The following is a 26,806-nucleotide window of genomic DNA, read 5'->3' as shown; positions in this document are numbered from 1 at the left end:
GTGTGTGGTTTTGAAGGTATATGAGATGAGAACCAGGAGCAAATGCTTCTGGTTTTTTTTGTCTGTAAGGTTTCTTATATATTCTATTGCTTTTTTATGTTAAGTTGTTTAAAATATCTATAAAATGTTGCTTTGTAGTGATAAATTTGCACAAAATCGGTTTTATTTGCCGGATAGAAGGAGAGGTAGGATGTTATGTTGACAAAAGAAATGGAAATTTTTATGGAAGAAAACCAGGCAGAGGTAAAAGCACTTCTCTGGAAACTTTGTGAGATCCCCTCACCCAGTCATCATGAGGAACGTCGGGCGGCCTTTATCAAAGAATGGCTGGAAATGCAGGGAGCAGAAGGAGTCTTTATTGATGAAGCGAAGAATGTGATCTATCCGTATCATTATGAAGAAGGTGTGCCGACAGCACTGTTTATGGCACATATCGATACGGTATTCCCGGATATGGAATCCATGGGTGTCCGGGAAGAAGGCGGGAAAATGTTTTCGCCTGGTGTCGGAGATGATACAGCTAACGTAGCGATCCTGATGATGATGGCAAAATATGTGGCAAAATATCATCCCAAGACAAAAGGGAATCTGATTTTTGCAGCCAATGCCTGCGAGGAAGGACTGGGAAATCTCAAAGGTTCCCGCGCTCTGAACAGCCGTTATGGAAAAGATCTGGTTCAGGTCGTTTCTTTTGACGGATATATGGATAGTATCTGTATCCGTGCAGTAGGTTCTGTCCGTTACCGGGTAGAAGTCCGGACAGAAGGAGGCCATTCCTACTTTAATTTTGGAAACAGGAATGCATTGGCAGAGCTTTCAGCTCTGATCCAGGCACTTTATCAGTATCAGGTGCCTCAGGATGGAAGCAAGACAACCTATAATGTAGGCATGGTAAAAGGTGGCACTTCTATTAATACCATCGCCCAGCAGGCAGAGATGCTCTATGAATTCCGCTCAGATAACCTGGAAAGCATGGAGAAAGTGCGGGATTATTTTGAGGAAACACTGGAGAAATTCCGAAAAACAGGTCTGGATATCCGGACGGAGATCATAGGAGAACGTCCCTGCGGAAGAAAAGGAAATGAGGATCCGCGCCAGAAAGAACTTGCGGAACTGTGCCGGAAGATTATTACAAAGCATTATGGAAAAGAACCGGTTTTTGCGCCTTCTTCCACAGACTGCAACATTCCGCTGTCCCTTGGGATTCCTGCTGCGACCATCGGCCTTTGCCTTGGCGACGGAGAACACACCAGAGAAGAGTGGATCTATACAGAAAGCCTGAAACCGGGCTTTGCCATTGCGGCAGATCTGGTTTCGGAGAGGTTTATGAGATAAACAGGAAGGGAGAGTTCCTGATGAAAAAAACGAATAAAAGTGCAGGAGTTCAGTATAAACTCATTTTTTACTATGCACTCTTTGCACTTCTTCCCATGTTTCTCATTGCAGTCTTTACTTATGGAAATACAAAGAAAATTCAGCTGGAACGTCTTTATGAGGAGCTGTCCTACCAGATGGAGCATACCATCAAAAATCTGGATGAAAAAGCAAACAATTATTATGCGGCTTCTAATATGTTTTATATGGATAATACGCTGCAGAGTTATCTTACAGCAGATTATAGTCAGAGAGGATATGAGGATCTTTATTCGTATGTGGATGATCTTTTTAGTAATGTCAAAATCTTTAATCCGGATATTATAAAGATTTCCGTTTATACCAGCAACCGCACCCTTCCACAGGATGAATACTATTTCTATCTGCTGGATCCGGAAAATCTGCCGGACTGGTATCAGACGACCGGAAACGGCGGGGTCATGCATATGCAGAACACTGGTAACGGAACAATCTCTTTTACCAGAAAACTGAATTTTTATGAATCAGGTCAGTATCAGATATTTGTGTATATGGAAATAACAGAAGATTATCTGAATCAGATGTTGGGCCTGGGAGATGAAGAGATCACCATGGTGCTTCTGAATGATGCTGGAGAAATCCAGGCTTCTAATCATCCGGAACTGATCGGTAAAAATATGGCTTCCATAAATCCGGAAAAACAGATTTTTATGAAAAACAATACTGCCTACTGCGGTCAGCTTCAGCTGTTTACGGACAGCCGACGTTATGATAAAGAAGCGGGACTGGTAGCTTCCAGAATTTTTTTTGTTTTTTTTGTGAGTGCGGTTCTGGCTCTCGCGGCAATTTATCTTTATAGCCGTTCCTTCCGGAATAAAGTGGATAAAGTCCGTCAGGGAGCCAGATCCATTGGTGAAGGCAAACTGGATTACCGGATTTTTCTTCCTGAGAACGGCAGAAGCAGGGATGAACTGGATGAGATTGCAGACTCAGTCAATCAGATGGGAGAAAAGATCCATACCCTGATTGAAGAGTCTTATAAAAAGGAACTGGACAGGAAAATTTCAGAGCTGAACCTTTTGCAGGAACAGATCAATCCTCATTTTCTCTATAATGCTCTTTCTTCTATTTCCGTGCTTGCGATGGGAAACGGAGACAAAGCGGCTTCCAGGGCAATCCTTTATCTTTCTGATTTTTACCGGATCACGCTGAGTAAAGGAAAACAGGATATTCCTATCCGAGAAGAACTGAATCTTCTGGAAAGTTATCTGAAGATCCAGAGAATGCGGTTTGATGATTCCATAGAGGTGGAATATGAACTGGATGAATCTCTTCTCGATGTGCATGTGGTAAAACTGACGCTCCAGCCTATTGTGGAAAACGCGATTCATCATGGCAGAGATGACGATTCAGAAGTTTTCCATATTTTGATCCGTCTCTTTGAAGAGCAGGGAAAAACAGTGTTCGAAGTTATTGATGATGGTTGTGGTATGGATCCGGAGAAACTGATGGAACTACAGAATTCCATGAATCATTCGGAAGGAGGCTACGGCCTTCGGAATGTAAACATCCGGATCAAGTTGCAATACGGTCCTCAGTATGGCGTCTATATTGAGAGTGAAAGGGGATTTGGAACAAAAATACGAATTGAATTTCCAGGGAGAGAAAGGGCAAAAGCATGAGAAAATTTACGAAAATCCTTTTTTTAGTGGCAGTGGCTTTTTTTCTGACTGGTTGTGTCGGACCCCAAAAGACAGAGGATACGGAACAGTCAAAGGAAAGGGAGACAGAAATACCGGAGATCACAGTGTTTGATGTGAATTCCGGTGAGTACCAGTTCGATGATCGGATCGCACGGGAAATCATGAAGCAGACGGGTGTGAAAATCAACATCATGGATCCCACAGATGATGTTACAGAGAAAGTGAGTCTTATGCTGGCTTATCAGGACTATCCGGATATGATTTTGGTTAACATAAGCAATATCCAGAAATATGTGGAGGCCGGTTATCTGGTAGATCTGGAACCTTATATGGAGCAGTTACCCAATGTGAAAAGTATGTACGGAGATGTGCTGAACAGGCTCAGGACAGAAGATGGTAAACTTTATTATTTAAGTAACTGGTACGGAGCAGATGAGGATGCCTCCTCGGCATTTCAGATCCGCTATGATTACCTCTGCGAACTGGTAGGAAAAGAACGGGCAGACAGCAATGAGCCTTTTACGCAGGACGAATTTCTGGAGCTTTTGAGAAGGTTTCAGAAAAAACATCCGGAATCCGAAGGAAAAACTTCTCTCCCATTAGCTCTGTGTACAAGTCTGAATTATAATACGCCTCTTCGCGGCATGTATGGAATGAAATATTATTATGAAAACAATGGAAAGTTATATCATCTGACAAGGGATGCTAAATATCGGGAATTGATCCTTTTTATGAATCAGTTGTATCGGGAAGGTTTGCTGGATAAGGAGTGGATCGTGACACAGAGAACTCTTTTTTCAAAAAAACTTACGGAAGGAAGAGTTTTTGCCACAGCCTGTGCCTACTGGGATCTGGATGAAGACCGCAACCAGGTAAAAGAAAAATGGGGAGAGAATGCGGATTATTATCCTTATAAGGTTCTTGGAAAAGGGATATCAGCAGATGAAACTACTTATAACGGCAGAAGCACTCTGGGCTGGGATGCAATTGCGGTAACTGATCACTGTAAAAACATGGATGCCGTGCTGAAAGTCATCGATTTTCTGGCCAGCGAAGAGGGACAGTACCTGATGCTCTGGGGGATTGAAGGAGAAGACTGGAATTATGTGGATGGCAAACGGACACCGGATGCGGCAATATTGGCAGAGGCACTCAGTGATATCAATCAGGCCAAAAAGAACACGGGTATTCGGCGGTGGAGCTGGTTTATAAAAAACGGTCTTGGGAGTGATGGAAGTCCTTATGACATGATGACCAAATATGAGATATCCAAGGAGGCAAAACTGGGAAATGAACGGTTTCGGACAGACCGGTGGGATACCTCTTTTTATACCAATCTGGATCCTGCCAGCGGTACCGAGGAGGCCCTGATCTGGAAAAACGTACAGGAAATTTACCAGAAAGCTTATCCGCGGCTGATCGATGCATCCAGTGAAGAAGAATGCCTCCGGCTTTATGATAAAATGATTGCCGATATGGAAGTGGAGGGGCTTTCAAAAGCGGAGAAAGTCATAACAGAAAATTATGAAAAACGGATCCGACTGTGGGGAAAGGAATAAGATATGTATCGGATTTTACTTGTTGATGATGAAAAGATGGAACTGGAAGCGCTGAAAAATTATATAGACTGGAAAACGCTGGGCATTGATCATGTAGATACGGCAAAAAACGGAAAGGCTGCTTATGAACTGGTACTGGACCGGCAGCCGGATATCGTCATTACAGATATTCAGATGCCGGTCATGGACGGTATCGATCTGGCGAAAAAGATTTATGAGTGGAACAGGGATATTAAGATCATCTTTTTAACAGGCTATGATGATTTTGCTTATATAAAAGAAGCCTTTCAAGTAAACGCCGTGAATTACATCTTAAAGCCTTTTTCCGAGGAGAGCATCGCTGAGGTGATTCATAGAGCCATCAAACAGATCGAGAAAGAAAATCTTTTTCAGAATTCTGTGGATGTGATGGGAAAACTTCTTCTTCAGCGTCTCTGTACGGAGGAACAGACACCGGAGGATAGATTGCTGCAGGAGCTGAAACAGATATCCGGGGAAAAAAATGACAATCGTTTCGGTATGGTTCAGTTTTTTCAGGTTTTTCAGAAGAACCTGGACCGGAGTATGGAGAAAAAACTGGCAGAGATCGAAACTGTCTGGCTGGATGGCAGTACACTGACTTTTTTGATATGGGGATATGTGGATTTTCACGATGCGGCTTTTCGGATCCAGAAGATCCTGAAAGACCTTACAGGAAAAAGCTATGGCGGTGTCTGGTTGAAGCACAGTGTGGCGAAAGAAGGCCTCCGGGCGGCCTGGCATCAGCTGAAGAGCTGGGAAAAAGAGATCTTTTACGAAGAAAAAGGCTCCTTGAAGCCGGTACAGGAAAGCTTCAGAGAACCGGTGGAAATGCGGGATAATACGTATTTTCAGAAATTAGAAGCTCTTAAGAACCAGCTTGAAGAACTCATACGTACCGGTCAGGATGCTGAAATCGGTAAACTTCTGGCTCAGGCTTTTACATTTTTCTCTGAGGAAAAAATAGAAAAAGAAGAAGTTTTGCAGTTTTTGTACCGGGTTTCTCTTAAACTGGAGAGAAAGATCATGCCGGAAAATAGAGAGGGAAAGGAGAAGCAGAGAGAAAATCAGTATGAGAATCTGCGGAAATGCTGCTGTATAGAGGAAGCCAGAGACTATGTGGATGGGATTTTGAAAATCATAGAGGAGAAGAGGAATCAGCAGCTTGGCGACTGTAAAAGTGCCTATGTGGTCCGGAAAGTCCAGGAGTATGTTCGAAGCCATTACAGCCAGTCCGTGACGGTGGAAGATATGGCTGCGGAGATTCATTTTTCGGCTAATTATATCCGTACTATTTTTAAGGAAGGAACCGGTCAGACAATTCTGGAATATATCACAAATTACCGGTTTGAACAAGCCTGTGAATTATTGAAAAACCCGAAATACAAGGTGAAAGAGGTCAGTATGCAGGTAGGATATGAAAATGTTTCCTATTTTTGTTCCGTATTTACAAAAAGATATGGAGAAACGCCCAATGAATACCGAAAAAAATACTTATAGCAGTGTTAAAAATTGATATGTTTTGGTGAAAAACAGCATTCAAAAATTACAGAATGCTGTTTTTTTGTGCATTTAAAGTATAAATCGGAAAAAAGAAATATGGAAGAGATGAAAAAATGACTATAAAATATAGAATATCAAAGGAAACATTAAACATATTACACAAAAACAAAGGGAGGATAAGAAACATGAAAAAAAGAATTGCTTTACTTCTTGCAAGCGTTATGGCAGTCAGCTCTATGACCGTGATCCCGGCAGCAGCCGATGAGGAGCGTCCGACCATTTCTTTTTTTGACAAGAACTCTGGTATCAAAGCATTTGATGACCGTATTGCCGAGGAACTGATGAACCGTACAGGTGTAAATATTGACCTGATCAGCCCGACCGGAGATCCGGCAGAAAAACTGTCCCTGATGCTGGCAGGACAGGATTATCCGGATATTATCCTGATGGACAGAAGTTCCGATATTGTAAACAAATACATTGAAGCAGGCGCTCTTGTGATGTAGGACGGATTTTGCGGACATTCAAAATAAAAAAGAATGTGGAGGTAACAGACAATGGCAAAATCATTATTTGAGGAACTGGGCGGCAAATACGAAAGGCAAGGGGATTATTTGATACCGTGCTTAACTGTACCCGCCGAAGAAGAACAGGCAATAGGCATCTGGGGGCAACGGCATTTAGATTATCTAAAACAGTACCGTAAAGTTACATACACCAATCTTCTTACAAGCGGCAGGCTAAACGCCTACCTTGCCGACATCAACAGACAGGCACAGGAACGCTTTGAAAGGCTCATAGAGGGTATGAAACAGGCACAGGGCATAACGGAACAGCTAAAGGCAGAAAACGCCTTAGAATGGACAGGATGCCTCAATAACATAAGGGCTTGTGCGAGGGAGATTGTGGAAAAGGAAATTATTTTTGCATAAACAGATGATTAGTGGCAGGGGGAAATCCTGCCGCTTTTTCTGCTTTAGTTTGTCAGCTTGACAAATAAAGGGTTAAGGAATATAATTAGATTCAGTATTATACAAGGAGTTAATAAATATGCGGCAAGGTATTCTTAAATAAACTGTCAATTTGATAGTGGGAACAAAAAGTAGCAGTCTCGTTTCACTTTTAATATGGGGCTTAGTTTTTTGTACCCAGTTTAAGAATACTTTTATCATGTAATTTTATATGCCCGAAAACATATAAGTGTTTTGGGGCTATTGGAGTTATTTACCCAGTGATAGGAGTATTTATCACTGGGTATTTTTATGCCCTTTTTTGGGTGTTGATAGGAGGAAAATCACATGAAAATAATTAACTTAGGCATTCTGGCTCACGTTGACGCAGGAAAGACAACATTAACGGAAAGTTTATTGTATACCAGTGGTGCAATTGCAGAACTAGGGAGCGTAGATGAAGGCACAACAAGGACAGATACAATGAATTTGGAGCGTCAAAGGGGAATCACTATCCAGACAGCAGTGACATCTTTTCAGTGGGAGGATGTAAAAGTCAACATTATAGATACGCCAGGCCATATGGATTTTTTGGCGGAAGTATACCGTTCTTTATCCGTATTAGACGGAGCAGTATTATTAGTTTCTGCAAAGGATGGCATACAGGCACAGACCCGTATACTGTTTCATGCACTACAGACAATGAAGATTCCGACAATTTTTTTCATCAATAAAATTGACCAAGAGGGGATTGATTTGCCAATGGTATATCGAGAAATGAAAGCAAAGCTTTCTTCGGAAATTATAGTGAAGCAAAAGGTTGGGCAGCATCCCCATATAAATGTAACGGACAATGACGATATGGAACAGTGGGATGCGGTAATTATGGGAAACGATGAACTATTAGAGAAATATATGTCAGGGAAACCGTTTAAAATGTCAGAACTGGAACAGGAAGAAAACAGGAGATTCCAAAACGGAACGTTATTTCCCGTTTATCACGGAAGCGCTAAAAACAATCTGGGGATTCGGCAGCTTATAGAAGTGATTGCCAGTAAATTTTATTCATCAACGCCTGAAGGTCAATCTGAACTATGCGGGCAGGTTTTTAAGATTGAATATTCAGAGAAAAGGCGGCGTTTTGTTTATGTGCGTATATATAGCGGAACATTGCATTTGAGGGATGTTATTAGAATATCTGAAAAAGAGAAAATAAAAATCACAGAGATGTGTGTTCCGACAAACGGTGAATTATATTCATCCGATACAGCCTGCTCTGGTGATATTGTAATTTTACCAAATGATGTTTTGCAGCTAAACAGTATTTTGGGGAACGGAATACTGTTGCCGCAGAGAAAATTTATTGAAAATCCTCTCCCTATGCTCCAAACAACGATTGCAGTAAAGAAATCTGAACAGCGGGAAATATTGCTTGGGGCACTTACAGAAATTTCAGATGGCGACCCTCTTTTAAAATATTATGTGGATACTACAACGCATGAGATTATACTTTCTTTTTTGGGGAAAGTGCAGATGGAAGTCATTTGTGCCATCCTTGAGGAAAAATATCATGTGGAGGCAGAAATAAAAGAGCCTACTGTTATATATATGGAAAGACCGCTTAGAAAAGCAGAATATACCATCCACATAGAAGTCCCGCCAAATCCTTTCTGGGCTTCTGTCGGGTTGTCCATAGAGCCGCTCCCTATTGGAAGCGGAGTGCAGTATGAAAGCAGAGTTTCACTTGGATATTTAAATCAATCGTTCCAAAATGCGGTTATGGAGGGGGTTCTTTATGGCTGCGAGCAGGGGCTGTATGGATGGAAAGTGACAGACTGTAAAATCTGTTTTGAATATGGATTGTATTATAGTCCTGTAAGTACCCCCGCAGACTTTCGGCTGCTTTCCCCTATCGTATTGGAGCAGGCTTTAAAAAAAGCAGGGACAGAACTATTAGAGCCATATCTCCACTTTGAAATTTATGCACCGCAGGAATATCTCTCACGGGCGTATCATGATGCTCCAAGGTATTGTGCAGATATTGTAAGTACTCAGATAAAGAATGACGAGGTCATTCTGAAAGGAGAAATCCCTGCTAGATGTATTCAAGAATACAGGAACGATTTAACTTATTTCACAAATGGGCAGGGAGTCTGCTTGACAGAGTTAAAAGGATACCAGCCAGCTATTGGTAAATTTATTTGCCAACCCCGCCGCCCGAATAGCCGTATAGATAAGGTTCGGCATATGTTCCACAAGTTAGCTTAACAGCTTGCAAAAGTCATATAAAATGAGATTTGAAAGGATTAGAGACTAATTATGATGAAATGCGAATGGATATTGTGTCCTGTTTGTGGGAACAAAACCCGTAATAAAATTAGGAAGGACACTGTTTTGGAGAATTATCCCCTTTATTGTCCAAAATGCAGACAAGAAAGATTGATTAAAGTTGACAACTTGAAGATAACTGTCATCAAAGAGCCAGACGCTTAAGACGCAGAGCCGATGAAATTGTGGAACAATTCACGAATCATCGGCTCTTTTTGTTTCGTATTTGAAAGAACAAACTCACCAAATAAAAAAAACGATATTCGGGTGGGTTATTTTGTTATACCCTAAATTACCCTCTGAATTTGTTTTTAAATTTGGAGGGATTTTTTTATGTCCTTTTTTCGGGCAGTTATCTATCTGCTCATACGAAGCAAAATTTATCAATACATAGCATATCAGAGAACGGCAGGAAACCAGTTAAAAAAATTTCTGCCTATGCAACGGCACTTCCTGCCTTGAATGTAGAAGTACAATCTCCATACAACAGAATTAATATTTCCCATAACCGTAAAGGTCATAGAGCCTTTGCGGTTTTTCTTTTGTCGATTTTTGTTGGAAAGTGCCATAGGGCTATTAGTGGTGTTAGGTGTCGTTCGCCACCTCTCCATCTGGATTTTGAACATTTCAAAAATTCAGATGGGAGGTACTTACAGTGAAATACGCACCGAGAAAGGTATATATCAAGGAAAGCGGCAGATATGTGGAACTGTCCTATACGGATTTCTGCCGCCGCAGGGAATCCGACCAGACCTATATGGACAAGCTGTTTATCCCCATTCAAGGCTGTCTGCTTGAAGTCGTGAGGGAGCAATACACGGACTTCTACCGAGATAAGGAACGGTGGCGTTATCTGAAAAAATTAGATACGAAGAACAGCCTGCTTTCTCTGGATGGATTTACGGACAGCGAGGGGAAGCCTTTAGACTTTATCGCTGATGAAGCGGCAGACATTGCGGAAACCGTTGTCAATGCGGTTATGGTGGACAGGCTGAAAGCCGCCCTGCCTTTGCTGTCGGATAGTGAACAGGAATTGATACAGGCAATCTTTTTTGACGGACTTTCTGAGCGTGAAGTCGGGGCGAGGTTCGGCATAACCCAGAGCGTTGTGAACAAACGCAAAGCCAGAATCCTAAGAAAACTAAGAAAGATAATAGAAAATTAAAATTTAAGGCGTTCAGCCCCCTTGTTTTTTCCTTTGGGAAAATGAGGGGGTTTTTCTCTGCCCTCTCAATCAATTCTGATTGGAGGAAAAGAAGCATGGCATATAACCACGGACGGGAGGACAGGAAATGGCGTATCTGGAAAGAAGCGGAGGAAAAGCTGCTGCGTGAGTGCGGCGTTGATGAAGCGACCATTGAGCAGATACGCATTGCGGACATGGCAGACTTCAATTCCAACAGGCGGTTTTACCGATGGACGAATGACATTGCGGAATACCTTGAGGACATGGCAGACAGGGAGCGGCAGACGGAAGTGGGTACGGTTGCGGAGTTACTGGACGAGATTGAGAGCGAAAATCTCTATCAAGTATTAGTCGCGGTGGACGGGCGTACCTTGAAAATCGTCCTGCTGAAAATGCAGGGGTATTCCACAAAGGAGATTGCCCCGCTCGTGCATTTGACGACTGGTGCCATCTATGCGAGGTTAGACCATCTGCGGAAGAAGCTACGAAAATTTTATAGCGTCTAAAACAGCCTGCCGTCCTGCGGGCTACTGGGTGAGGGATGGAAATCCCCTCACTTATTTTTTGCAGGAGGCAAGCGGGATGGCATACAGAGTTAAGGCGTACACGCTTCGGGAGGAATCCACGGAAAGCGGCACAAGGTATTTTATCAGCTTTAAGGACGGGCAGGGCAAATCCCACGAGTTGGAAGTGTCGGAACAGTTCTTTATGGAGTTTCGGCAGATGGAACGCAGGAACAGGAATCTCCTCCAATGGGACGAGCGGCACAGGGAGTTTTCGGAAGTATGGGACGAAACGCTGAACAGGCGGGCGTTGAAGCTGCCTAAGAGCATAGAGGAACAAATGATTGAGGCAGAACGGGCAGAACTGCTCTGTAAGGCGGTTGACGGACTGCCAGAGATACAAAGGCGGCGTTTCCTGCTCTACTACGAGTATGAGTTCAATTTTTACCAAATCGCCGCTATGGAGCATTGCACCGCTTCGGCAATACAGAAATCTGTTGCGATTGCAAAGGAGAAAGTAAAGGCGGAAATGAGGAAGTATCTCCAACCGTGACCGACACCGCCCGAAAAAGAAATCTGTTTTTTATTTGTGTGGGATTGGCGGCATTACATACTCTCACTTTTTCTTCGTGGGAGTAAATCTATTTTTAAGGAGGTCAACGCCTATGTGCAACGAAAACAAAAACACCGCCCGAAAGGAGGAAAGCCATGCAGAAGTTACAGACAGTCAACGCCGAAACGCTCCTTTATGAACCGCTTGAGAAGCCGTCCTTTGTGGTGGACAGCCTTATCCCCACAGGCTTGTCGCTGTTCTGCGGCTCACAGAAGATAGGAAAGAGCTGGCTCATGCTGAAGCTATGTTTATGCGTGTCGCAGGGACTTCCCTTGTGGGATATGCCGACAATGGAGGGCGACGTGCTTTACCTCTGCCTTGAGGACACGTTCTGCCGTATACAGGACAGGCTGTTCCGATTGACGAACGAAGCGAGCAGGCGGCTTCACTTTGCCGTGGCAAGCTGCAAGCTGTCAGACGGTCTTATCGTGCAGCTTGAAGATTATCTGAAAGATTACCCAAACAGCAGGCTTATTGTCATTGACACTTTGCAGAAAGTCCGTACAGCTTCAAAAGACAATGCCTACGCAAGCGACTATGGGGACATCTCACTAATCAAAGACTTTGCCGACAGGCATTCATTGGCGGTCATTGTCGTACACCACATCCGAAAGCAGAATGACAGCGATGTGTTCAACAAGGTGTCTGGGACGACAGGCTTAACGGGGAGTGCGGACGCTACCTTTGTTCTGGAAAAGGAGAAACGGGCATCCGACACCGCCAAGCTGTATGTGACGGGCAGGGACACGCCCTATCAGGAATACACGCTGCGTTTCCGTGATTGCAGTTGGGAACTTGTGGAGAGAAAAACGCAGGAGCAGCTTGCGAAAGAAACGATACCAGACGTCCTTTTTCGGTTGGTGGATTTTATGAGGGATAAGGAAGAATGGGCAGGCACGGCAACGGAGCTGTTAGCCGCTATGAGGGAAACGGAAACCATACCCACGGTGATTACGAAATGGCTCAATGAATACCGCACCACATTTTTAAATGAGAACCATATCGTTTATCAGTACAGCCGCAAAAAACACGGCAGGCAGATTTCGCTTGCAAAGCGGGCGGGTGACAGCGGTGACGGTGGTGACAGCGATATTGGGATACCCCCTGTTACTGTCATTGACGCTTAAAGCCGTGTAAAGCTGGCGACTCTGCCCTGCGGGTGACAGCGGTGACGGCGGTGACAGTGATTTTAGGATACCCTGCCGCTGTCATCCCTGCGGGAGAACACCCCGTAAACGCAAAGTGCAGGCGTAGGATTTACCCGCCCTTTTCGGCGTGTAAAACCACCCCTGCGGTCAGAAAAATCCTTCCGATTTTTCCGACTGCGTTTACAGGGTGTAACACACTACACTTTGCCCTGCAAAGTCGTGTGCCAGACGTTCCCTCTGGACTCCCTTATGGCAGGTCTTACGCCCTGCTTATCCTACGCTCCACGCTTCGGATAAAAGAATGGCAGCATGACGGTGACGGCTCTTGCGAGGGGGTATTCCAAAAACACCGTCATCATCGACATGACCGTCATGCAGGGAATAAGGGTGACAGTTGAGGCAGTCGGTAGGGGGTATCCCAAAACTGCTGTCACCGCCGTCACCGCTGTCACCCAAAGGGCAGTTTACCCGCCGAAGAAAGGAAGATGATGAATTATGCCCTATGCAATCCTGCGTTTCCAGAAACGCAAAGCGGGCGGCGTTGCGGCTTGCGAACGCCACAACGAGCGTAAAAAAGAAGCCTATAAAAGCAATCCAGATATAGATATGGAACGCTCGAAAGATAACTACCATCTTGTGAATCCGCCGAGGTACACCTACAAGAAAGAGATTAACCGCATGGTAGCCGAAGCAGGGTGCAGGACGAGGAAAGATAGCGTGATGATGGTGGAAACGCTTATCACGGCTTCGCCAGAATTTATGAACAGCCTGCCGCCCAAAGAACAGAAAGCGTATTTTACGATGGCTCTGGATTTCATTTCAGAGCGTGTCGGGGAGAAAAATATCCTCTCCGCAGTCGTCCACATGGACGAGAGAACGCCGCATATGCACCTCTGTTTTGTGCCGATTACACCAGACAATAAGCTGTCTGCCAAAACAATTTTAGGCAATCAAAAGAGCCTGTCCGAATGGCAGACCGCCTACCATGAGCGGATGTCCTCACGGTGGAATCAGCTTGAAAGAGGTCAGTCCTCAATGGAAACGAAGCGGAAACATGTCCCCACATGGCTCTATAAGTTGGGCGGCAGGCTTGATAAACAGTATGAGGAAATTGTGTCTGCACTGTCCGACATCAACGCCTTTAATGCAGGGAAGAAGCGTGACAAGGCTCTGGAACTGATTGCGGCATGGCTCCCAGACGTGGAGAAATTCTCAAAGGAAATCAGTAAGCAGAGTGCCTATATCAATAGCCTAAAGGAGCAAATCGGGCAGGAATCAGACTATGCGGGGCGTATGCGTGATGAAAAGTATGAGCAGGAACTAAAGGTGCAGAAAGCGAACCAGAAGATATTTGAGTTGCAGAGAACCAACGAGCAGATGGGGCGGCTGCTCTCAAAGATACCGCCCGAAGTGTTGGAAGAATTGCAGAAAAACCATAAAAGCAGAGCGAAAGAAAGGTAGATATGTGAATGAAGAAACAGGATTTTAAGGTGTTAAAGACCAAAGACTTGTACCCGTTTCCCGACAATCCGTTTCATGTGGCAGAGGATGAAACGCTGTCAGAATTAGCGGAAAGCATCAAGGAATTTGGCATTGTCACGCCGATAATCACACGCCCGAAAGAGGACGGGAACGGCTATGAAGTGATTGCAGGGCAGCGGCGTGTCCGTGCGTCTGAACTTGCAGGGATAAATACCGTGCCTGCGTTTGTCCTGCCCTTAGACCGTGACCGAGCCATCATCACCCTTGTAGACAGTAATTTACAGCGTGAGAATATCCTGCCATCAGAGCGGGCGTTTGCCTACAAGATGAAATCCGAAGCCATGAAGCGGCAGGGTTTCCGCACAGACTTAACCTCGTCACAAGTTGTGACGAAGTTGCGGACGGACGACAAGGTGGCACAGGGCTTCGGCGTAGGCAGGATGACCGTACAAAGATTTATCCGTTTGACGGAACTGATACCGCCGATTTTGCGGATGGTGGACGAGGGGAAAATCGCCCTCACGCCTGCGGTGGAACTGTCCTTTTTGAAGAAAGACGAGCAGGAAAACCTCTTTGCCACGATGGAGAGCGAAGAAGCAACGCCCTCACTCTCACAGGCACAGCGGATGAAAAGCCTAAGCCAGAGCGGGCGGCTTGACATGGATACGATATTTGCAATTATGACGGAGGAAAAGGGAAACCAGAAAGAAACCTTGAAAATCAACACAAGCAAGCTGAAAAAGTATTTTCCGAAGAACACAACGCCGAAGCAGATGGAGGAAACCATCATTAAACTTTTGGAGCGTGAATTGCAGAGGAAACGGGGCAGGGACAGCCGCTAATCTTCTCTTTTCGGGAGGTAAATGCAGAAAATTGAGGTATGAAGAATGAAAGAAATCCAGTATGAGATTGTAAAGGAAATCGCCGTATTGTCTAAGGGCGACAGCGGCTACACAAAAGAAATCAATCTTATCTCATGGAACGGAAGAGAGCCGAAATATGACATCCGCAGCTTTTCCCCGAACCGTGAGAAGTGCGGAAAGGGTATCACGTTGAACGCTGATGAAGCAGCAGCACTCCTTGAAGCATTACAGAAAGAAGTAAACAGCGGGGATTGATGGTATCTGATTGACAGGGCGGGGCGTTTCCAGACGTTCTCCTGCCCTGTCTGGAAAGGAAGATTTAAGTATGGGCGAGGATAAGAAAGCAGATAAAAAGAGAAAGCGTATCGTGCCGAAAGCACCAGTTCAGATGATAATCAGCCGTGAATATGTCGGCACGCAGACAGTCACAGAAGCGTTTATCCCGATTATTTCCGAGGATATTCGGAAGAAGATTGCCGAGGGCGACACCTTCGACAATGAGGGGCTGTCCGCTTAGAATGTACGCAATGGAACATGAAAACAGATAGGACAGATATGGAGGTTTTACAGTATGGCAGGAATAAGAATGGAGAACAAGATTTATGAAGTCGGCATGTACTGCCGCTTGTCAAAAGACGATGGCACGGATAACGAGAGTGCGAGCATTGCGACACAGAAATCCATCCTCACGGATTATGTGAAAAAGCAGGGATGGCACTTAGCAAAAACGTATGTGGACGACGGTTACTCTGGTACAAATTTCCAAAGACCAAGTTTCCAGAACATGATTAAGGACATTGAAAGCGGTCTGATAAACTGCGTTATCACGAAAGATTTATCTCGTCTGGGGAGGAACTATCTTGATTGCGGACTGTATCTGGAAGTGTTTTTCCCAGAGCATAATGTGAGGTATATAGCGGTCAATGACGGCGTGGACACGCTCAATAAATCCGCTATGGACATCACGCCTTTCCGCAACATCCTAAACGAAATGTATTCCGCCGATGTGTCGGTCAAGATAAAATCGGCGTACCGAGCGAGGTTTCAGCAGGGGAAATTCATGGGGACGACAGCACCATACGGTTACGTCAAAGACCCCGCCGACCACAACCATCTGCTGATAGATGACAAAGTTGCCCATGTGGTAAGGGAAATATTTGACCTTGCGTTAGCGGGCAACGGAATCGCCAAAATCCGCAAGCACATCAACAAACAGCATATCTTACGCCCCGCCGCTTATGCGGCGGAGCAGGGGGCAACAGGCTATGAGAGGTATTTTGAGGAGAATGAGGAGAACCGTTATATTTGGAGCGAGAACAGCGTAAGGGGCATTTTAAGAAGCCCGATATATGCGGGAAACCTTGCAGGCTACAAGCGGATTGCCGCCAACATGAAAAGCAAGAAACGCCCCTCTAAGCTGCCCGAAGAATGGGAAGTGATACCAGACACCCATGAGGGGATAGTCACGCAGGAGGAATTTGATACCGTACAGCAGCTTATTACAAGCCGCAGATTACCAGAAAACAAGGGCGGCTTTGAGAACATCTTTGCAGGCGTTATTAAGTGTGCGGACTGCGGCTATGCGATGCGGGCTATGAGTGCCAACAGGAGGAAACGCCCCGACATCATCGACTGCGTACAATATTCCTGCAATAATTATGGCAGATACGGTAATATCATGTGTACCGCACACAGCATTGAAGCGAGGGACTTGTTCAACGCTGTCCTCACCGACATCAACCGATTTGCGGATATGGCAGTCAATGATGAAAAGGCAGTGAGGGCGATTGAAAAGCGGCTCACGGAAACAGACCAGAGCAAGGCAAAGGCACTGGAAAAGGAGCAAAGAAAACTGAACAAACGCCTTGCAGAACTGGACAGGCTGTTTTCCTCACTCTATGAAGATAAGGTGATGGAGCGTATTACCGAGCGGAATTTTGAGATGATGTCGGGAAAATACCAGAAAGAACAGCTTGAAATTGAAGCAAGGCTGAAAGAGGTAACGGAAACGCTCAGCGACAGCTATGAGAAGACGCAGGGTGTCCGTGATTTCCTCTCCCTAATCCGCAACTATCAAGGCATTAAGGAACTGGACGCAACCATCATAAACGCACTTATAGACAAGATACTTGTTTCGGAACGTGAGAAACTTACAGACGGAATGGTGCGGCAGGAAATCAAGATTTATTATAAATTCATCGGCTTTGTCGGTGAATTACATATCACACCGACAAAGCGGTGGACTGCGTTAAAGCCTAAGAATTGTACGGTGTGCGGTGTTGAATATGTTCCCCGCTCTGGCATATCGAAGTATTGTCCTGCTTGTGCCAAGAAGATACAGAGGGAGAAATCAAACGAGAGCAAACGCAGGAGCAGGGAGCGAAACAGACAGGCATGTATTGAACTGTCCGCAAAAAATGACCGACTGAACTTAAGCGACTATATGGACAAGCTGCCGAATGTGGTCGAAATGTATGGAGATACCCTGAATAAGACCAGATACACGGATGGAAACAACTACTATCTTTCCAACTGGTATGGTCCGGATCCAGATCCAGTAAATGGTTTTATCTGCCGTTACGATATTATGGTTGACCTGGTTGGTCAGGAGAGAGCAGACAGTGATGAACCATTTACCGTTTCCGAGATGGAGGAGGTTTTCAAACAGTTTAAAGAAAAATATCCGACTCTGGAAGGAAAAGATTCGGTAGCACTGATGCTCAATGAGCCTAAAAAAACAGACGACCTGAATGGAACTTTTGCAGGTATGTACGGAATGAAAACCTATTACAAAGATGAGGAAGGAAAACTTCATTTCCGTGTCAGTGACCCGAAATATCTGGAAGCTGTTCATTCTCTGAATGATCTTTATACAGAAGGCTATCTGGATAAAGAGTGGGTAACACTTACGTCTGATCTGAGAAATCAGAAACTGGCAGCAGGAAATGTGTTTGCCTATGCAGGTGCTTACTGGGATGTGTGGACGGCAAACGCCAGCCTGAACCAGATGATCGGTGAGGATGCGAACTACCTTGCTTATAAAGTGGTTGCGGATGATGTGGATCCGGATGAGACTACACTGAGCGGCAGAAGCTCTCTTGGCTGGGACGCTATCGCCATTACCAATAACTGCGAGAATCTGGATGCGGCACTTGCTTTTGTTGATTATTGCGCAAGTCAGGAAGGTCAGGATCTCCTGCTGTGGGGTATTGAGGGAGAAGATTACACCATTGAAGACGGTGTCCGTACCCCTGTCGGCGATATTGTAGAGCGTTTCAAAGCAGACAACACCAAGATGCAGGAAGAAACAGGTATCACCAGATGGACATGGTTTGTTAAAAATGGTAACCACGAAGATGATGGAACTCCGAGCCGTATCTCCATGGCTAAAAAAGACATCACCGCTCAGTTCGCAGAGAAGAATCTGACCAATACATACTGGGATACCGCAGAATTTGACGGCCTGATTCCGACTGGTAATACTCCGGTTGCTTTGAAAGCACAGAAGGTACAGGACATCATCGCTCAGGCTTATCCACACATGGTAAATGCTGCTTCTTCTGATGAAGTAGACAGTGTGTATAACCAGATGATGAGTGATCTGGATGCAGCCGGCATCGCTGAGGTAGAGGATGCAATCAATGAAACCTATGCCGCACGTATGGAGCTGTGGAACGAGTAAACCAGGAAAACAGGAAACGCAGCTGGGAAATTACGGAACGGTTACGAAATAAATAGAAAATATCCGGAAACGCAGTTTGAAAAAACTGCGTTTCTTTGAAGAAAATGAGGTGACAAACAATGAAAAAGATATTCTGGACTTGTACAGAGAATGGAACCTTTGAACTTCACTGGGAAGGGAAAAAAATCCTGCAGGCATATGCACAGGCTTTTCACGTAGACGGAAGAAGAATGGACAGCCGTTATTCCAGACTGACAGATAAAGTAGAAGAAGGAAGCAGACTAAAGCTTACCTTTGAAAGAGACGATGACCTTATTCTGACAGAGGAACTGGAAGTCCTGGAAAATCATGTACCGGTTGCGAAGGTGAGTCTGTCTTCCAGTGACGGAAACGAGGTAGAGACGCGTTGCCTGGTTCCACTGGTTGTGCAGGAAGCTCCGGAAACAAATGAAAAACTCTGGAAAAGCCTTTGGTCAAAAATGCTTCTTGTTCCCTATGATAATACCATGTGGCTCCGTTATGAAGCAGTACCGCTTCGTGCAGGCAGAAAGAGCTATGATCTTACAGTTCTTTTTCAGGAGGACACAAGGGAAGGCCTGCTGATCGGTGCGATTGATTTTGATTTCTGGAAAAATGGTCTGATCTGTTCTGCTTATGATGCAAAGAGTATTTGCGCAGTCAGCGGACTTGCAGATGAAGGAAGCCATGATACGGAGGAACATGGAAGCCTTGCAGGAAAAAAGGTATCGTCTTCCCGCTTCGTTGTCCTTTACGGTACGGATTACAGAGAACTTTTAGAGAAATATGGAGATCTTGTTGCAGAAGAAACACGGCCTCTTGAATGGAACGAAGGTGTTCCTTTCGGTTTCAACAGTTGGGCAGGACTGGCATTCAGACTGAATGCGGATAATTACCAGAAAACAGGAAAATTTCTGAGAGAAGAACTGGCACCGAAAGGATATGAAAACAAGGGAGTCACTTATGTCAATCTGGATGCTTGCTGGAATACGATTCCGGAAGAAGTCCTTACTGCCAGAGTAAAGGAATTGCATGAAAATGATCAGAGGGCAGGAATTTATGATGCACCGTTTGCTTTTTTTGGAAAAGAACCGGATGCGGAGATTCCGGGAATTGCCGGACACTGTTTCAATGAGATCCTCCTTCGGGATTCCAAGGGGAGACTGCTTCCAAGGGTGGATGGCGCGATTCCTTATGATGTGACACATCCGTTGTGGAAGGAATATACAAGAAGAAAATTCAATGACTTTGTAAAATGGGACTTTGATTATGTGAAAGTGGATTTTATGAGCCATGGTGGTATGGAAGGCGTTCATTATGATTCTTCTGTACGGACCGGACGGCAGGCATTAAATGCAGCATATCAGTTTATAGATGAGCTTTTAAAACCGGAAAAAACAGGGAAACCTTTCTTTATCAGCCTTTCGATTGCTCCTCTTTTCCCAAATGGTTACGGTCATGCAAGAAGATTTTCCTGTGACGCATTTGGAACAGCGGAGGATGTAGAGTATGTTCTGAATGCACAGACATATGCCTGGTGGCAGAATCATCGGCTCTATGCGTTTAATGACCCGGATCATAGCTGTCTTTTGAAAAGCTTTTGCATGGATCGTGACAGCAGTCTTGGAGAAGCAAGAGCCCGGTATACCGCTTCTGTGATTGCAGGAACCGTTATGATGCTGAGTGATGATTATGAACGGGAAGAAGCAAAAGAGCGCAGTAGGATTCTTACCGGAAATCCTGAAGTAAATAAAGTGGCAGCTTCGCGGGTGGCTTTTCGGCCGACAGAAGCGGGAGGCACTTCTGCATCCCACTGCTTTACGGCAGTTATTGACGGAAAACAGTATATCGCCATGTTCAGCTGGGAAACAGGAGAGCAGATCGTGGAGTTGGATCCTTTAAGGGCAGGTCTGAAAACAGGAGTTTCCTACAGGGAACTCTGGAGTGGAAAAACTGTCCAGGAAAAGGACGGACGGATTTCATGGAATATAAAAGACTGCGATGCTGCACTGTTTCAGGAAGAGTGAGCAAGCAAAAAGGAGGAAGTTATATGGCAAAAACAGCTGCTGTGAAAGCACCAAAAAAGCCGCTAAAGAAAAGAATATGGGATCAGCGTTATCTATTCCTTCTGATGGTTCCGGCCATTATCTGGGTTGTCGTGATCTGTTATGCGCCCATGACCGGTCTTTATATGGCATTCACCAATTATGCACCGTCTACCAAGGGATACTTTCATGATCTTTTAAGTGCACCTTTTGTAGGCTTGGAATGGTTCCAGTACTTTTTTGAAAATGATTTTAAGATGATCATGAGAAATACGATGGCCACCAGCCTTTTAACACTTCTGTTCTCCTTCCCGGCGCCGATTATCATCGCCATCCTTTTAAATGAGGTACGGAGCACAAAGGCGAAAAAGTTCGTGCAGACCGCATCTTACCTGCCCTACTTTATTTCCTGGGTTATCGCATCCAATATTTTCCTGACCTTCCTCTCAGGAGATGGTCTGATCAACAAAATTCTGCTTGCCCTCCATGTGACGGACGAGCCAATCCTTTTCTTCCAGAAAGGTCCCTACTTCTGGTGGATCATCGCCCTGGCAAACACCTGGAAGAACATGGGTTACAATGCTATTATTTATCTGGCAGCTATTTCCGGTATTGATGCAGAGCTTTACGAAGCAGCAGAAGTGGATGGAGCCAACCGTCTTCAGCGGATCTGGCATATCACTCTTCCGGCTCTTCGTCCCCAGATTGGTATCCTTCTGATCCTGGCTATCGGCGGCATCCTGAATACCGGTTTCGAACAGCAGCTCCTGATGGGAAATAATGCGATCCTGAACTATTCGGATGTACTGGATACATACGCTTACCGTTATGGTATGAAGAATGGCATGTATTCCTATGGTACTGCCGTGGGTCTCTTCAAATCTGCCGTTTCTTTTATCCTGGTGCTGGCTGCCAATAAGATTACTGCGAAACTGAATGATTCTGCACTGTTCTAAGGAGGAGAAAAAATGAAAAGATATAAAAAAATAACAAGAACTCCAGGCGAATGGGTGCTTGATATTGTGAAAGTTGTTTTTCTGGCTTTTGTGGTTGTGGTAACGGTATATCCTTTCTGGAATATCTTTATTATATCCATCAATGACGCAACGGATGCCATCCGTGGCGGACTTTATTTCCTTCCCAGAAAACTGAGCCTTAGCAGTTATGCGGAAATCCTGGGAAGATCCACGTTCCTGGCTTCCATCAAAGTCAGCGTGGGCAGGACGCTGATCGGTACTCCCATTGCTGTTCTGGTGACGGCCATGCTGGCCTATCCCCTTTCCAGAAAAGATCTGGTAGGAAGAAAATTCTGGAACCTGTTGTTTGTATTTACGATGTATTTCGGCGGAGGTCTGGTTCCCTATTACATGGTATTGAAAGGCATTCACATGCTGAATACCTTCTGGGTTTTCATTTTTCCCATGATGATGAGTGTTTACAATATGATCCTGATCCGTTCCTATATTGAATCTATGCCGGATTCTCTCTTTGAGGCGGCTAAGATCGATGGAGCCAATGATCTGGTCGTATTTGTAAAAATGGTGATTCCGTTGTCCAAACCGATTCTTATGACAGTGGCCCTGTTTGTGGCCATCAACCAGTGGAATTCCTGGTTTGATGCCTATCTGTACACTTCTGATCAGGCACTGAAACCCATGCAGTCCATTCTGGTTGAAATTCTGAACCAGTATCAGACCGGTGCATCAACCTCTCAGGCAATGTCCAATGCGAAAGCCGGTGTTACAGTAACTCCTGACAGTATTCGTATGGCAGCTACCATGGTTGCTACACTTCCGATCATTATGGTCTATCCTTTTGTCCAGAAATATTTTGTAAAAGGTATTATGCTGGGCGCTGTAAAGGGTTGATCATACCATCCTCCCTGTCCCCGGGTAAGCCACCCGGGGATTTTTTTGTACTTAGCGCTCACCTCTGCAATGATTCAGAACTTTTTTGATTTTGTTGTGATTTCAAATCTTAAGAATTCTGAAAATTTATACAGCCCCATTTATATGCGAAGTGATTTATGGTAGAATAGTGTTAATCGAAGGCAAAGGAGTAAATGATTTATGGAAAAACAGGAGATCCTGAACCGGATCAAAAATTCTATGATGGTCCTGGTGGGAATCGGTACGGAGATTTCAGAAAAATATCATACAAGGGAAGAGCTGTTGGCGTTTTATCAGGAGATCGCGGAAGCTGTAAAAGGGAAATTTTACTTTGTGGTCACGCTGAACACGGATGATCTGATCTATGAAGCCGGGTTTGATCCTACACTTGTCGTAGCACCCTGCGGAAGTGACAGGACCGGCAATGTGATCACCAATGGCCACTATGATGAGAATGGTTATCTGCCTCAGTGGAAGGCTTATCAGACCTGGCTGGGGAATACGCTGAACCGGGAGCTTGTGATCCTGGAACTGGGAGTAGGCTTTGAGTATCCATCTGTTCTACGCTTCCCGGATGAAAAGATGGCCTTTTTCAATCAGAAATCCACACTGGTCCGGATCCACAGTGAATTTCCTCAGATTCCGAAGGAGATCCGGGAGAGAAGCCTTTCCGTGACAGCAGATCCGGTGGACTTCTGGAGTAAGTAAAGAAACTTGTCTTTGTATGGCGCAGCTTTTAACGACAGAAAAGAAGGGAGGACTTTTATGAAGAAAAAACAATTGCTTTGTGTACTGCTGACAGGTCTTATGCTTCTCGTTCCGTATTCCGGTGTTCTTGCAGAGGAGCCGGAGATTCAGACAGAAGAGCTGACGCTGGCCTCCGGAGTGGAAGGCGAGGAGGAGATGATCTCCCGCTTTGACCGGTATGTTATGACGGAAGGCCAGGAATACGAGCTGGATCTGGATGGAGACGGCAAGACTGAGACCATCAGCTATAAGGATACCTCCGTCACAGACGAAGACAATGGAACCTGCCAGGCAAAGGCGGAAATCTACCGGAATGGTGAGCTTCTTTTCAGCCTGGAGAGCAGCGAATATACCTATTACTGGAGATTGAGCTACTGCACAATGAAGGATGGAAAGACCTGTCTTCTGGCAGCCAGTGTCAGCGATAACGACTGGACTGCGGAGCTTCTGCTCTTATCCCAGGAGGATGAGGACAGCCTGACGATCGTCGGAGATCTGGCGGAGCTCTCCCGGAAAAACAGTGAGACCTCCGAGAATTTCCTTTCTGGCTGGGCTCGGTTTGGCTATGTGAGTCCTTCGGAGAAGGAAAATCAGTTTACCGTGACCTGGTCCGAGACCCTGAGGGCAACGGGTATTGTGGAAGCAGATCTCACCTATGAACTTACGGAGGAGGGTATACAGCTTCTGGAGCCGCCCTATAAGATCTACCGCCTGGGAATGGATGGCGAGCTGAACGGAGAGGGGCAGGACTGGACCGCAAATTCCGCACTGGATGTGAAAAAGGAGCCGGGAAGTGAAGAAACGGCGTATACAGTGCAGCCGGAAGAAACCGTGAAGCTTCTTGAAACGACCTGCCAGGATGGAAAGATCTGGATCCTCTGTGAGAACAGCAGCAAAGAGCAGGGCTGGCTTGAGGATCCGGAAGAATATTTGTATGATGAAAGCACAGGATGCTCCGGTTGCTTTAAGGAAGCTGTCTTTGCCGGCTGATGTGAGAAGGCACATTTTTTCTTGTAGTCTTGTGTGAAATATGCTAAACTGGAGGGGAATTTTGTAGAAAAATAAGCAAAATTCCCTTTCCTGTTTCTGACAAATAGGGAAGACGAATGAAAAAACAGAGAGTAAGGATGTGAAGACTTGATAGGAATCATTGATTATGATGCAGGCAACCTGAAAAGTGTGGAGAAAGCACTGTTACATCTTGGACAGGAAACGGTGGTCAGCCGTGACCGGGAAACTCTTTTACATGCAGATAAGGTCATCCTTCCGGGCGTGGGTTCTTTTGGAGCTGCCATGGAAAACCTTGAGAAATACGGTCTGGTGGAGCTGATCCATGAGATCGTGGAAAACAATACGCCTTTCCTTGGCATCTGCCTGGGACTGCAGCTTCTCTTTGAAGAAAGCGAGGAAAGTCCGGGCGTAAAGGGGCTTGGGATCCTGAAAGGAAAAATCTTACGGATACCGGAGCACGAAGATTTAAAGATTCCGCATATGGGCTGGAATTCCCTGAAGTTATCCGGGGACGGACGACTTTTTAAAGACCTGCCGGAGGATCCGTATGTGTATTTTGTACACTCCTATTATCTGAAAGCAGAGGAGGATATCGTGAAGGCCAGAACCTGGTACAGCACCGATATCGATGCTTCTGTAGAAAAAGGAAATGTCTTTGCCTGCCAGTTCCATCCGGAAAAGAGCAGCAGGACCGGCCTTCAGATACTGAAAAATTTTGCAGAGCTGGAAGGGGGAAAAGGCTGATATGTTTACGAAGAGAATCATCCCCTGTCTGGATGTAAAAAACGGCCGGGTCGTAAAGGGTGTCAATTTTGTGGATCTGAAGGATGCCGGTGATCCGGTGGCAATCGCCAAGGCATATGATGAGGCCGGAGCGGACGAACTGGTTTTTCTCGATATTACGGCTTCCTCTGACAACCGGGCTACGGTGGCAGATATGGTGAGCCGGGTGGCAGATCAGGTATTTATCCCGTTTACTGTAGGTGGCGGGATCCGGACGGTAGAGGATTTCAAGGCGATCCTGAGAGAAGGGGCAGACAAGATCTCGGTTAATTCTGCAGCGATCAATGATCCGGAGCTGATCAGCAGAGCGGCAGACAAATTTGGGAGCCAGTGTGTGGTTCTGGCCATTGATGCAAGAAGAAGAGCGGATGGCGGCTGGAATATTTATAAGAACGGAGGCCGTATCGATACGGGGATGGATGCCGTGGAATGGGCTGTCCGTGCAGAAAAGCTGGGGGCAGGTGAGATCCTCCTTACCAGTATGGATGCGGATGGCACCAAAGCCGGATATGATCTGACGCTTACCAGGACTATTGCAGATGCCGTACATATCCCGGTCATTGCCTCCGGCGGTGCAGGAACGAAGGAACACTTCTACGAAGCATTGACAGAAGGACATGCGGATGCAGCACTGGCAGCATCTCTGTTCCATTATAAAGAACTGACTATTCGTGATGTGAAAGCTTATCTTGCCGAGCGTCAGGTACCGGTCAGAAGAGAAGGAGATTGAAGATGGCAGCAATATCGAATGACTGGCTTGCACCGCTGAAGCCGGAGTTTGGCAAGCCTTATTATGCCGCACTTTATAAGAAGGTAAAAGAAGAGTATTCCACCCGGCAGATTTTTCCGCCGGCAGATGATATTTTTAATGCCTTTGCTCTGACACCTTTAAATCAGGTGAAAGTGGTGATCCTGGGCCAGGATCCCTATCATGGTGAGGGGCAGGCCGAGGGGCTTTGCTTTTCTGTGAAGCCGGGAATCGACATTCCTCCATCTTTAATGAATATTTATAAGGAGCTTCGCGATGACTGTGGCTGTTATATTCCCAATAACGGCAGCCTGGTCAAATGGGCAAAAGAAGGAGTGCTGCTTTTGAACACCGTACTGACGGTACGGGCTCATCAGGCCAACTCTCATCAGGGGATCGGCTGGGAACAGTTTACCGATGCGGCGATAAAGATTCTTAATGAACAGGATCGCCCCATGGTATTTCTGCTCTGGGGAAGACCGGCTCAGATGAAAAAATCGATGCTTAATAATCCGAAGCACCTGATTCTGGAAGCGCCTCATCCGAGTCCGCTTTCCGCGTATCGCGGCTTCTTCGGCTGCGCTCATTTCAGCCAGACAAACCGCTATCTGAAAGCCAATGGTCTGGATCCCATTGACTGGCAGATTGAAAACCTATAGTAAAAGGAGGAATAT

At 45.5% G+C, this 26,806-nt stretch carries 25 protein-coding genes and 1 pseudogene; all 26 read left to right on the top strand.

What is annotated here, in order from left to right:
* Positions 1–195: 195 nt before the first annotated feature.
* The 26 genes and pseudogenes from DXA57_RS15130 (at position 196) to ung (ending at position 26,791) form a co-directional block, all read left to right on the top strand.
* Complete coding sequence (locus DXA57_RS15130; RefSeq protein WP_117768098.1) at positions 196–1,335, top strand: M20/M25/M40 family metallo-hydrolase; 1,140 nt, start codon at positions 196–198, stop codon at positions 1,333–1,335.
* Between the two features lie 20 nt (positions 1,336–1,355).
* Positions 1,356–3,035, top strand: coding sequence for a sensor histidine kinase (locus DXA57_RS15125; RefSeq protein ID WP_117768097.1), 1,680 nt, complete (start codon positions 1,356–1,358; stop codon positions 3,033–3,035).
* Positions 3,032–4,615, top strand: a complete 1,584-nt coding sequence (locus DXA57_RS15120) for an extracellular solute-binding protein (protein WP_117768096.1) — start codon at positions 3,032–3,034, stop codon at positions 4,613–4,615. The genes DXA57_RS15125 and DXA57_RS15120 overlap by 4 nt, the downstream gene beginning before the upstream one ends.
* 3 nt (positions 4,616–4,618) lie before the next feature.
* A complete protein-coding gene (locus DXA57_RS15115) occupies positions 4,619–6,133 on the top strand; it encodes a response regulator transcription factor (protein ID WP_117768095.1) in 1,515 nt (504 codons plus the stop codon).
* A gap of 188 nt (positions 6,134–6,321) precedes the next feature.
* Entirely contained in the window at positions 6,322–6,642 is a 321-nt protein-coding gene (locus DXA57_RS15110; RefSeq protein ID WP_117768094.1) for a hypothetical protein, read from the top strand.
* Positions 6,643–6,693: 51 nt separating this feature from the next.
* Positions 6,694–7,068, top strand: a complete 375-nt coding sequence (locus tag DXA57_RS15105; protein WP_001129922.1) for a TnpV protein — start codon at positions 6,694–6,696, stop codon at positions 7,066–7,068.
* A 366-nt stretch (positions 7,069–7,434) separates the two neighbouring features.
* The gene (gene tet(O) / locus DXA57_RS15100; protein ID WP_002596250.1) at positions 7,435–9,354 is read left to right on the top strand and encodes a tetracycline resistance ribosomal protection protein Tet(O); all 1,920 of its coding nucleotides are present in this window, start codon (positions 7,435–7,437) and stop codon (positions 9,352–9,354) included.
* 51 nt (positions 9,355–9,405) lie between these two features.
* Positions 9,406–9,579, top strand: coding sequence for a cysteine-rich KTR domain-containing protein (locus DXA57_RS15095; protein WP_008724758.1), 174 nt, complete (start codon positions 9,406–9,408; stop codon positions 9,577–9,579).
* Between the two features lie 490 nt (positions 9,580–10,069).
* On the top strand, positions 10,070–10,579 hold the full coding sequence (locus DXA57_RS15080; RefSeq protein ID WP_002596252.1) for a sigma-70 family RNA polymerase sigma factor: 510 nt from the start codon (positions 10,070–10,072) through the stop codon (positions 10,577–10,579).
* A 95-nt stretch (positions 10,580–10,674) separates the two neighbouring features.
* Positions 10,675–11,106: a sigma-70 family RNA polymerase sigma factor gene (locus tag DXA57_RS15075; protein WP_117768093.1), complete on the top strand. Its 432-nt coding sequence runs from the start codon at positions 10,675–10,677 to the stop codon at positions 11,104–11,106.
* A 76-nt stretch (positions 11,107–11,182) separates the two neighbouring features.
* Entirely contained in the window at positions 11,183–11,656 is a 474-nt protein-coding gene (locus tag DXA57_RS15070; protein ID WP_002596254.1) for an RNA polymerase sigma factor, read from the top strand.
* A 155-nt stretch (positions 11,657–11,811) separates the two neighbouring features.
* Positions 11,812–12,843 carry an AAA family ATPase gene (locus DXA57_RS15065; RefSeq protein ID WP_002596255.1) on the top strand — a complete coding sequence of 344 codons (1,032 nt, stop codon included), beginning with the start codon at positions 11,812–11,814 and terminating at the stop codon, positions 12,841–12,843.
* 330 nt (positions 12,844–13,173) lie between these two features.
* Positions 13,174–13,353, top strand: coding sequence for a hypothetical protein (locus DXA57_RS15055; protein ID WP_004613323.1), 180 nt, complete (start codon positions 13,174–13,176; stop codon positions 13,351–13,353).
* A 6-nt stretch (positions 13,354–13,359) separates the two neighbouring features.
* Positions 13,360–14,325 (top strand): MobV family relaxase, encoded by a 966-nt coding sequence (gene mobV, locus DXA57_RS15050; RefSeq protein ID WP_002596256.1) that lies wholly within the window; start codon positions 13,360–13,362, stop codon positions 14,323–14,325.
* 8 nt (positions 14,326–14,333) lie between these two features.
* Positions 14,334–15,188 (top strand): ParB/RepB/Spo0J family partition protein, encoded by an 855-nt coding sequence (locus DXA57_RS15045; protein WP_002596257.1) that lies wholly within the window; start codon positions 14,334–14,336, stop codon positions 15,186–15,188.
* A gap of 45 nt (positions 15,189–15,233) precedes the next feature.
* Complete coding sequence (locus DXA57_RS15040) at positions 15,234–15,464, top strand: YdbC family protein (protein ID WP_002596258.1); 231 nt, start codon at positions 15,234–15,236, stop codon at positions 15,462–15,464.
* 70 nt (positions 15,465–15,534) lie between these two features.
* Positions 15,535–15,726: a hypothetical protein gene (locus tag DXA57_RS15035; protein ID WP_002596259.1), complete on the top strand. Its 192-nt coding sequence runs from the start codon at positions 15,535–15,537 to the stop codon at positions 15,724–15,726.
* A gap of 54 nt (positions 15,727–15,780) precedes the next feature.
* A pseudogene (locus DXA57_RS15030) lies at positions 15,781–17,643 on the top strand (recombinase family protein); the annotation flags it as partial.
* Between the two features lie 1,367 nt (positions 17,644–19,010).
* Complete coding sequence (locus tag DXA57_RS15025; RefSeq protein WP_117768092.1) at positions 19,011–20,936, top strand: alpha-galactosidase; 1,926 nt, start codon at positions 19,011–19,013, stop codon at positions 20,934–20,936.
* Positions 20,937–20,959: 23 nt separating this feature from the next.
* The gene (locus tag DXA57_RS15020; protein WP_117768091.1) at positions 20,960–21,910 is read left to right on the top strand and encodes an ABC transporter permease; all 951 of its coding nucleotides are present in this window, start codon (positions 20,960–20,962) and stop codon (positions 21,908–21,910) included.
* 12 nt (positions 21,911–21,922) lie between these two features.
* On the top strand, positions 21,923–22,822 hold the full coding sequence (locus DXA57_RS15015; RefSeq protein ID WP_117768090.1) for a carbohydrate ABC transporter permease: 900 nt from the start codon (positions 21,923–21,925) through the stop codon (positions 22,820–22,822).
* 201 nt (positions 22,823–23,023) lie between these two features.
* A complete protein-coding gene (locus tag DXA57_RS15010) occupies positions 23,024–23,551 on the top strand; it encodes a hypothetical protein (RefSeq protein WP_117768089.1) in 528 nt (175 codons plus the stop codon).
* A gap of 57 nt (positions 23,552–23,608) precedes the next feature.
* Complete coding sequence (locus DXA57_RS15005) at positions 23,609–24,580, top strand: hypothetical protein (RefSeq protein ID WP_117768088.1); 972 nt, start codon at positions 23,609–23,611, stop codon at positions 24,578–24,580.
* 147 nt (positions 24,581–24,727) lie between these two features.
* Positions 24,728–25,345, top strand: a complete 618-nt coding sequence (gene hisH / locus DXA57_RS15000) for an imidazole glycerol phosphate synthase subunit HisH (protein ID WP_117768087.1) — start codon at positions 24,728–24,730, stop codon at positions 25,343–25,345.
* A 1-nt stretch (position 25,346) separates the two neighbouring features.
* Complete coding sequence (gene hisF / locus DXA57_RS14995; protein ID WP_117768086.1) at positions 25,347–26,114, top strand: imidazole glycerol phosphate synthase subunit HisF; 768 nt, start codon at positions 25,347–25,349, stop codon at positions 26,112–26,114.
* A 2-nt stretch (positions 26,115–26,116) separates the two neighbouring features.
* Positions 26,117–26,791: a uracil-DNA glycosylase gene (gene ung, locus DXA57_RS14990; RefSeq protein WP_117768085.1), complete on the top strand. Its 675-nt coding sequence runs from the start codon at positions 26,117–26,119 to the stop codon at positions 26,789–26,791.
* The last annotated feature ends 15 nt before the right edge of the window (positions 26,792–26,806 follow it).

This window comes from Blautia sp. OF03-15BH (assembly GCF_003463065.1).
In the GTDB taxonomy this organism is placed as follows: Bacteria; Bacillota; Clostridia; order Lachnospirales; family Lachnospiraceae; genus Limivivens.
Note: the sequence above shows the minus strand (reverse complement) of the source record. Positions and strands in the feature narration are given on the sequence as shown.

Coding starts and splice junctions, on each gene's coding strand:
- ung (WP_117768085.1), top strand. CDS start 26,117: ATGGCAGCAATATCGAATGACTGGCTTGCACCGCTGAAGCCGGAGTTT.
- DXA57_RS15105 (WP_001129922.1), top strand. CDS start 6,694: ATGGCAAAATCATTATTTGAGGAACTGGGCGGCAAATACGAAAGGCAA.
- DXA57_RS15055 (WP_004613323.1), top strand. CDS start 13,174: ATGACGGTGACGGCTCTTGCGAGGGGGTATTCCAAAAACACCGTCATC.
- DXA57_RS15005 (WP_117768088.1), top strand. CDS start 23,609: ATGAAGAAAAAACAATTGCTTTGTGTACTGCTGACAGGTCTTATGCTT.
- mobV (WP_002596256.1), top strand. CDS start 13,360: ATGCCCTATGCAATCCTGCGTTTCCAGAAACGCAAAGCGGGCGGCGTT.
- DXA57_RS15045 (WP_002596257.1), top strand. CDS start 14,334: ATGAAGAAACAGGATTTTAAGGTGTTAAAGACCAAAGACTTGTACCCG.
- DXA57_RS15095 (WP_008724758.1), top strand. CDS start 9,406: ATGATGAAATGCGAATGGATATTGTGTCCTGTTTGTGGGAACAAAACC.
- DXA57_RS15115 (WP_117768095.1), top strand. CDS start 4,619: ATGTATCGGATTTTACTTGTTGATGATGAAAAGATGGAACTGGAAGCG.
- DXA57_RS15015 (WP_117768090.1), top strand. CDS start 21,923: ATGAAAAGATATAAAAAAATAACAAGAACTCCAGGCGAATGGGTGCTT.
- DXA57_RS15120 (WP_117768096.1), top strand. CDS start 3,032: ATGAGAAAATTTACGAAAATCCTTTTTTTAGTGGCAGTGGCTTTTTTT.
- DXA57_RS15020 (WP_117768091.1), top strand. CDS start 20,960: ATGGCAAAAACAGCTGCTGTGAAAGCACCAAAAAAGCCGCTAAAGAAA.
- DXA57_RS15125 (WP_117768097.1), top strand. CDS start 1,356: ATGAAAAAAACGAATAAAAGTGCAGGAGTTCAGTATAAACTCATTTTT.
- DXA57_RS15065 (WP_002596255.1), top strand. CDS start 11,812: ATGCAGAAGTTACAGACAGTCAACGCCGAAACGCTCCTTTATGAACCG.
- DXA57_RS15070 (WP_002596254.1), top strand. CDS start 11,183: ATGGCATACAGAGTTAAGGCGTACACGCTTCGGGAGGAATCCACGGAA.
- DXA57_RS15025 (WP_117768092.1), top strand. CDS start 19,011: ATGAAAAAGATATTCTGGACTTGTACAGAGAATGGAACCTTTGAACTT.
- DXA57_RS15110 (WP_117768094.1), top strand. CDS start 6,322: ATGAAAAAAAGAATTGCTTTACTTCTTGCAAGCGTTATGGCAGTCAGC.
- hisF (WP_117768086.1), top strand. CDS start 25,347: ATGTTTACGAAGAGAATCATCCCCTGTCTGGATGTAAAAAACGGCCGG.
- DXA57_RS15035 (WP_002596259.1), top strand. CDS start 15,535: ATGGGCGAGGATAAGAAAGCAGATAAAAAGAGAAAGCGTATCGTGCCG.
- DXA57_RS15075 (WP_117768093.1), top strand. CDS start 10,675: ATGGCATATAACCACGGACGGGAGGACAGGAAATGGCGTATCTGGAAA.
- DXA57_RS15040 (WP_002596258.1), top strand. CDS start 15,234: ATGAAAGAAATCCAGTATGAGATTGTAAAGGAAATCGCCGTATTGTCT.
- DXA57_RS15010 (WP_117768089.1), top strand. CDS start 23,024: ATGGAAAAACAGGAGATCCTGAACCGGATCAAAAATTCTATGATGGTC.
- DXA57_RS15130 (WP_117768098.1), top strand. CDS start 196: ATGTTGACAAAAGAAATGGAAATTTTTATGGAAGAAAACCAGGCAGAG.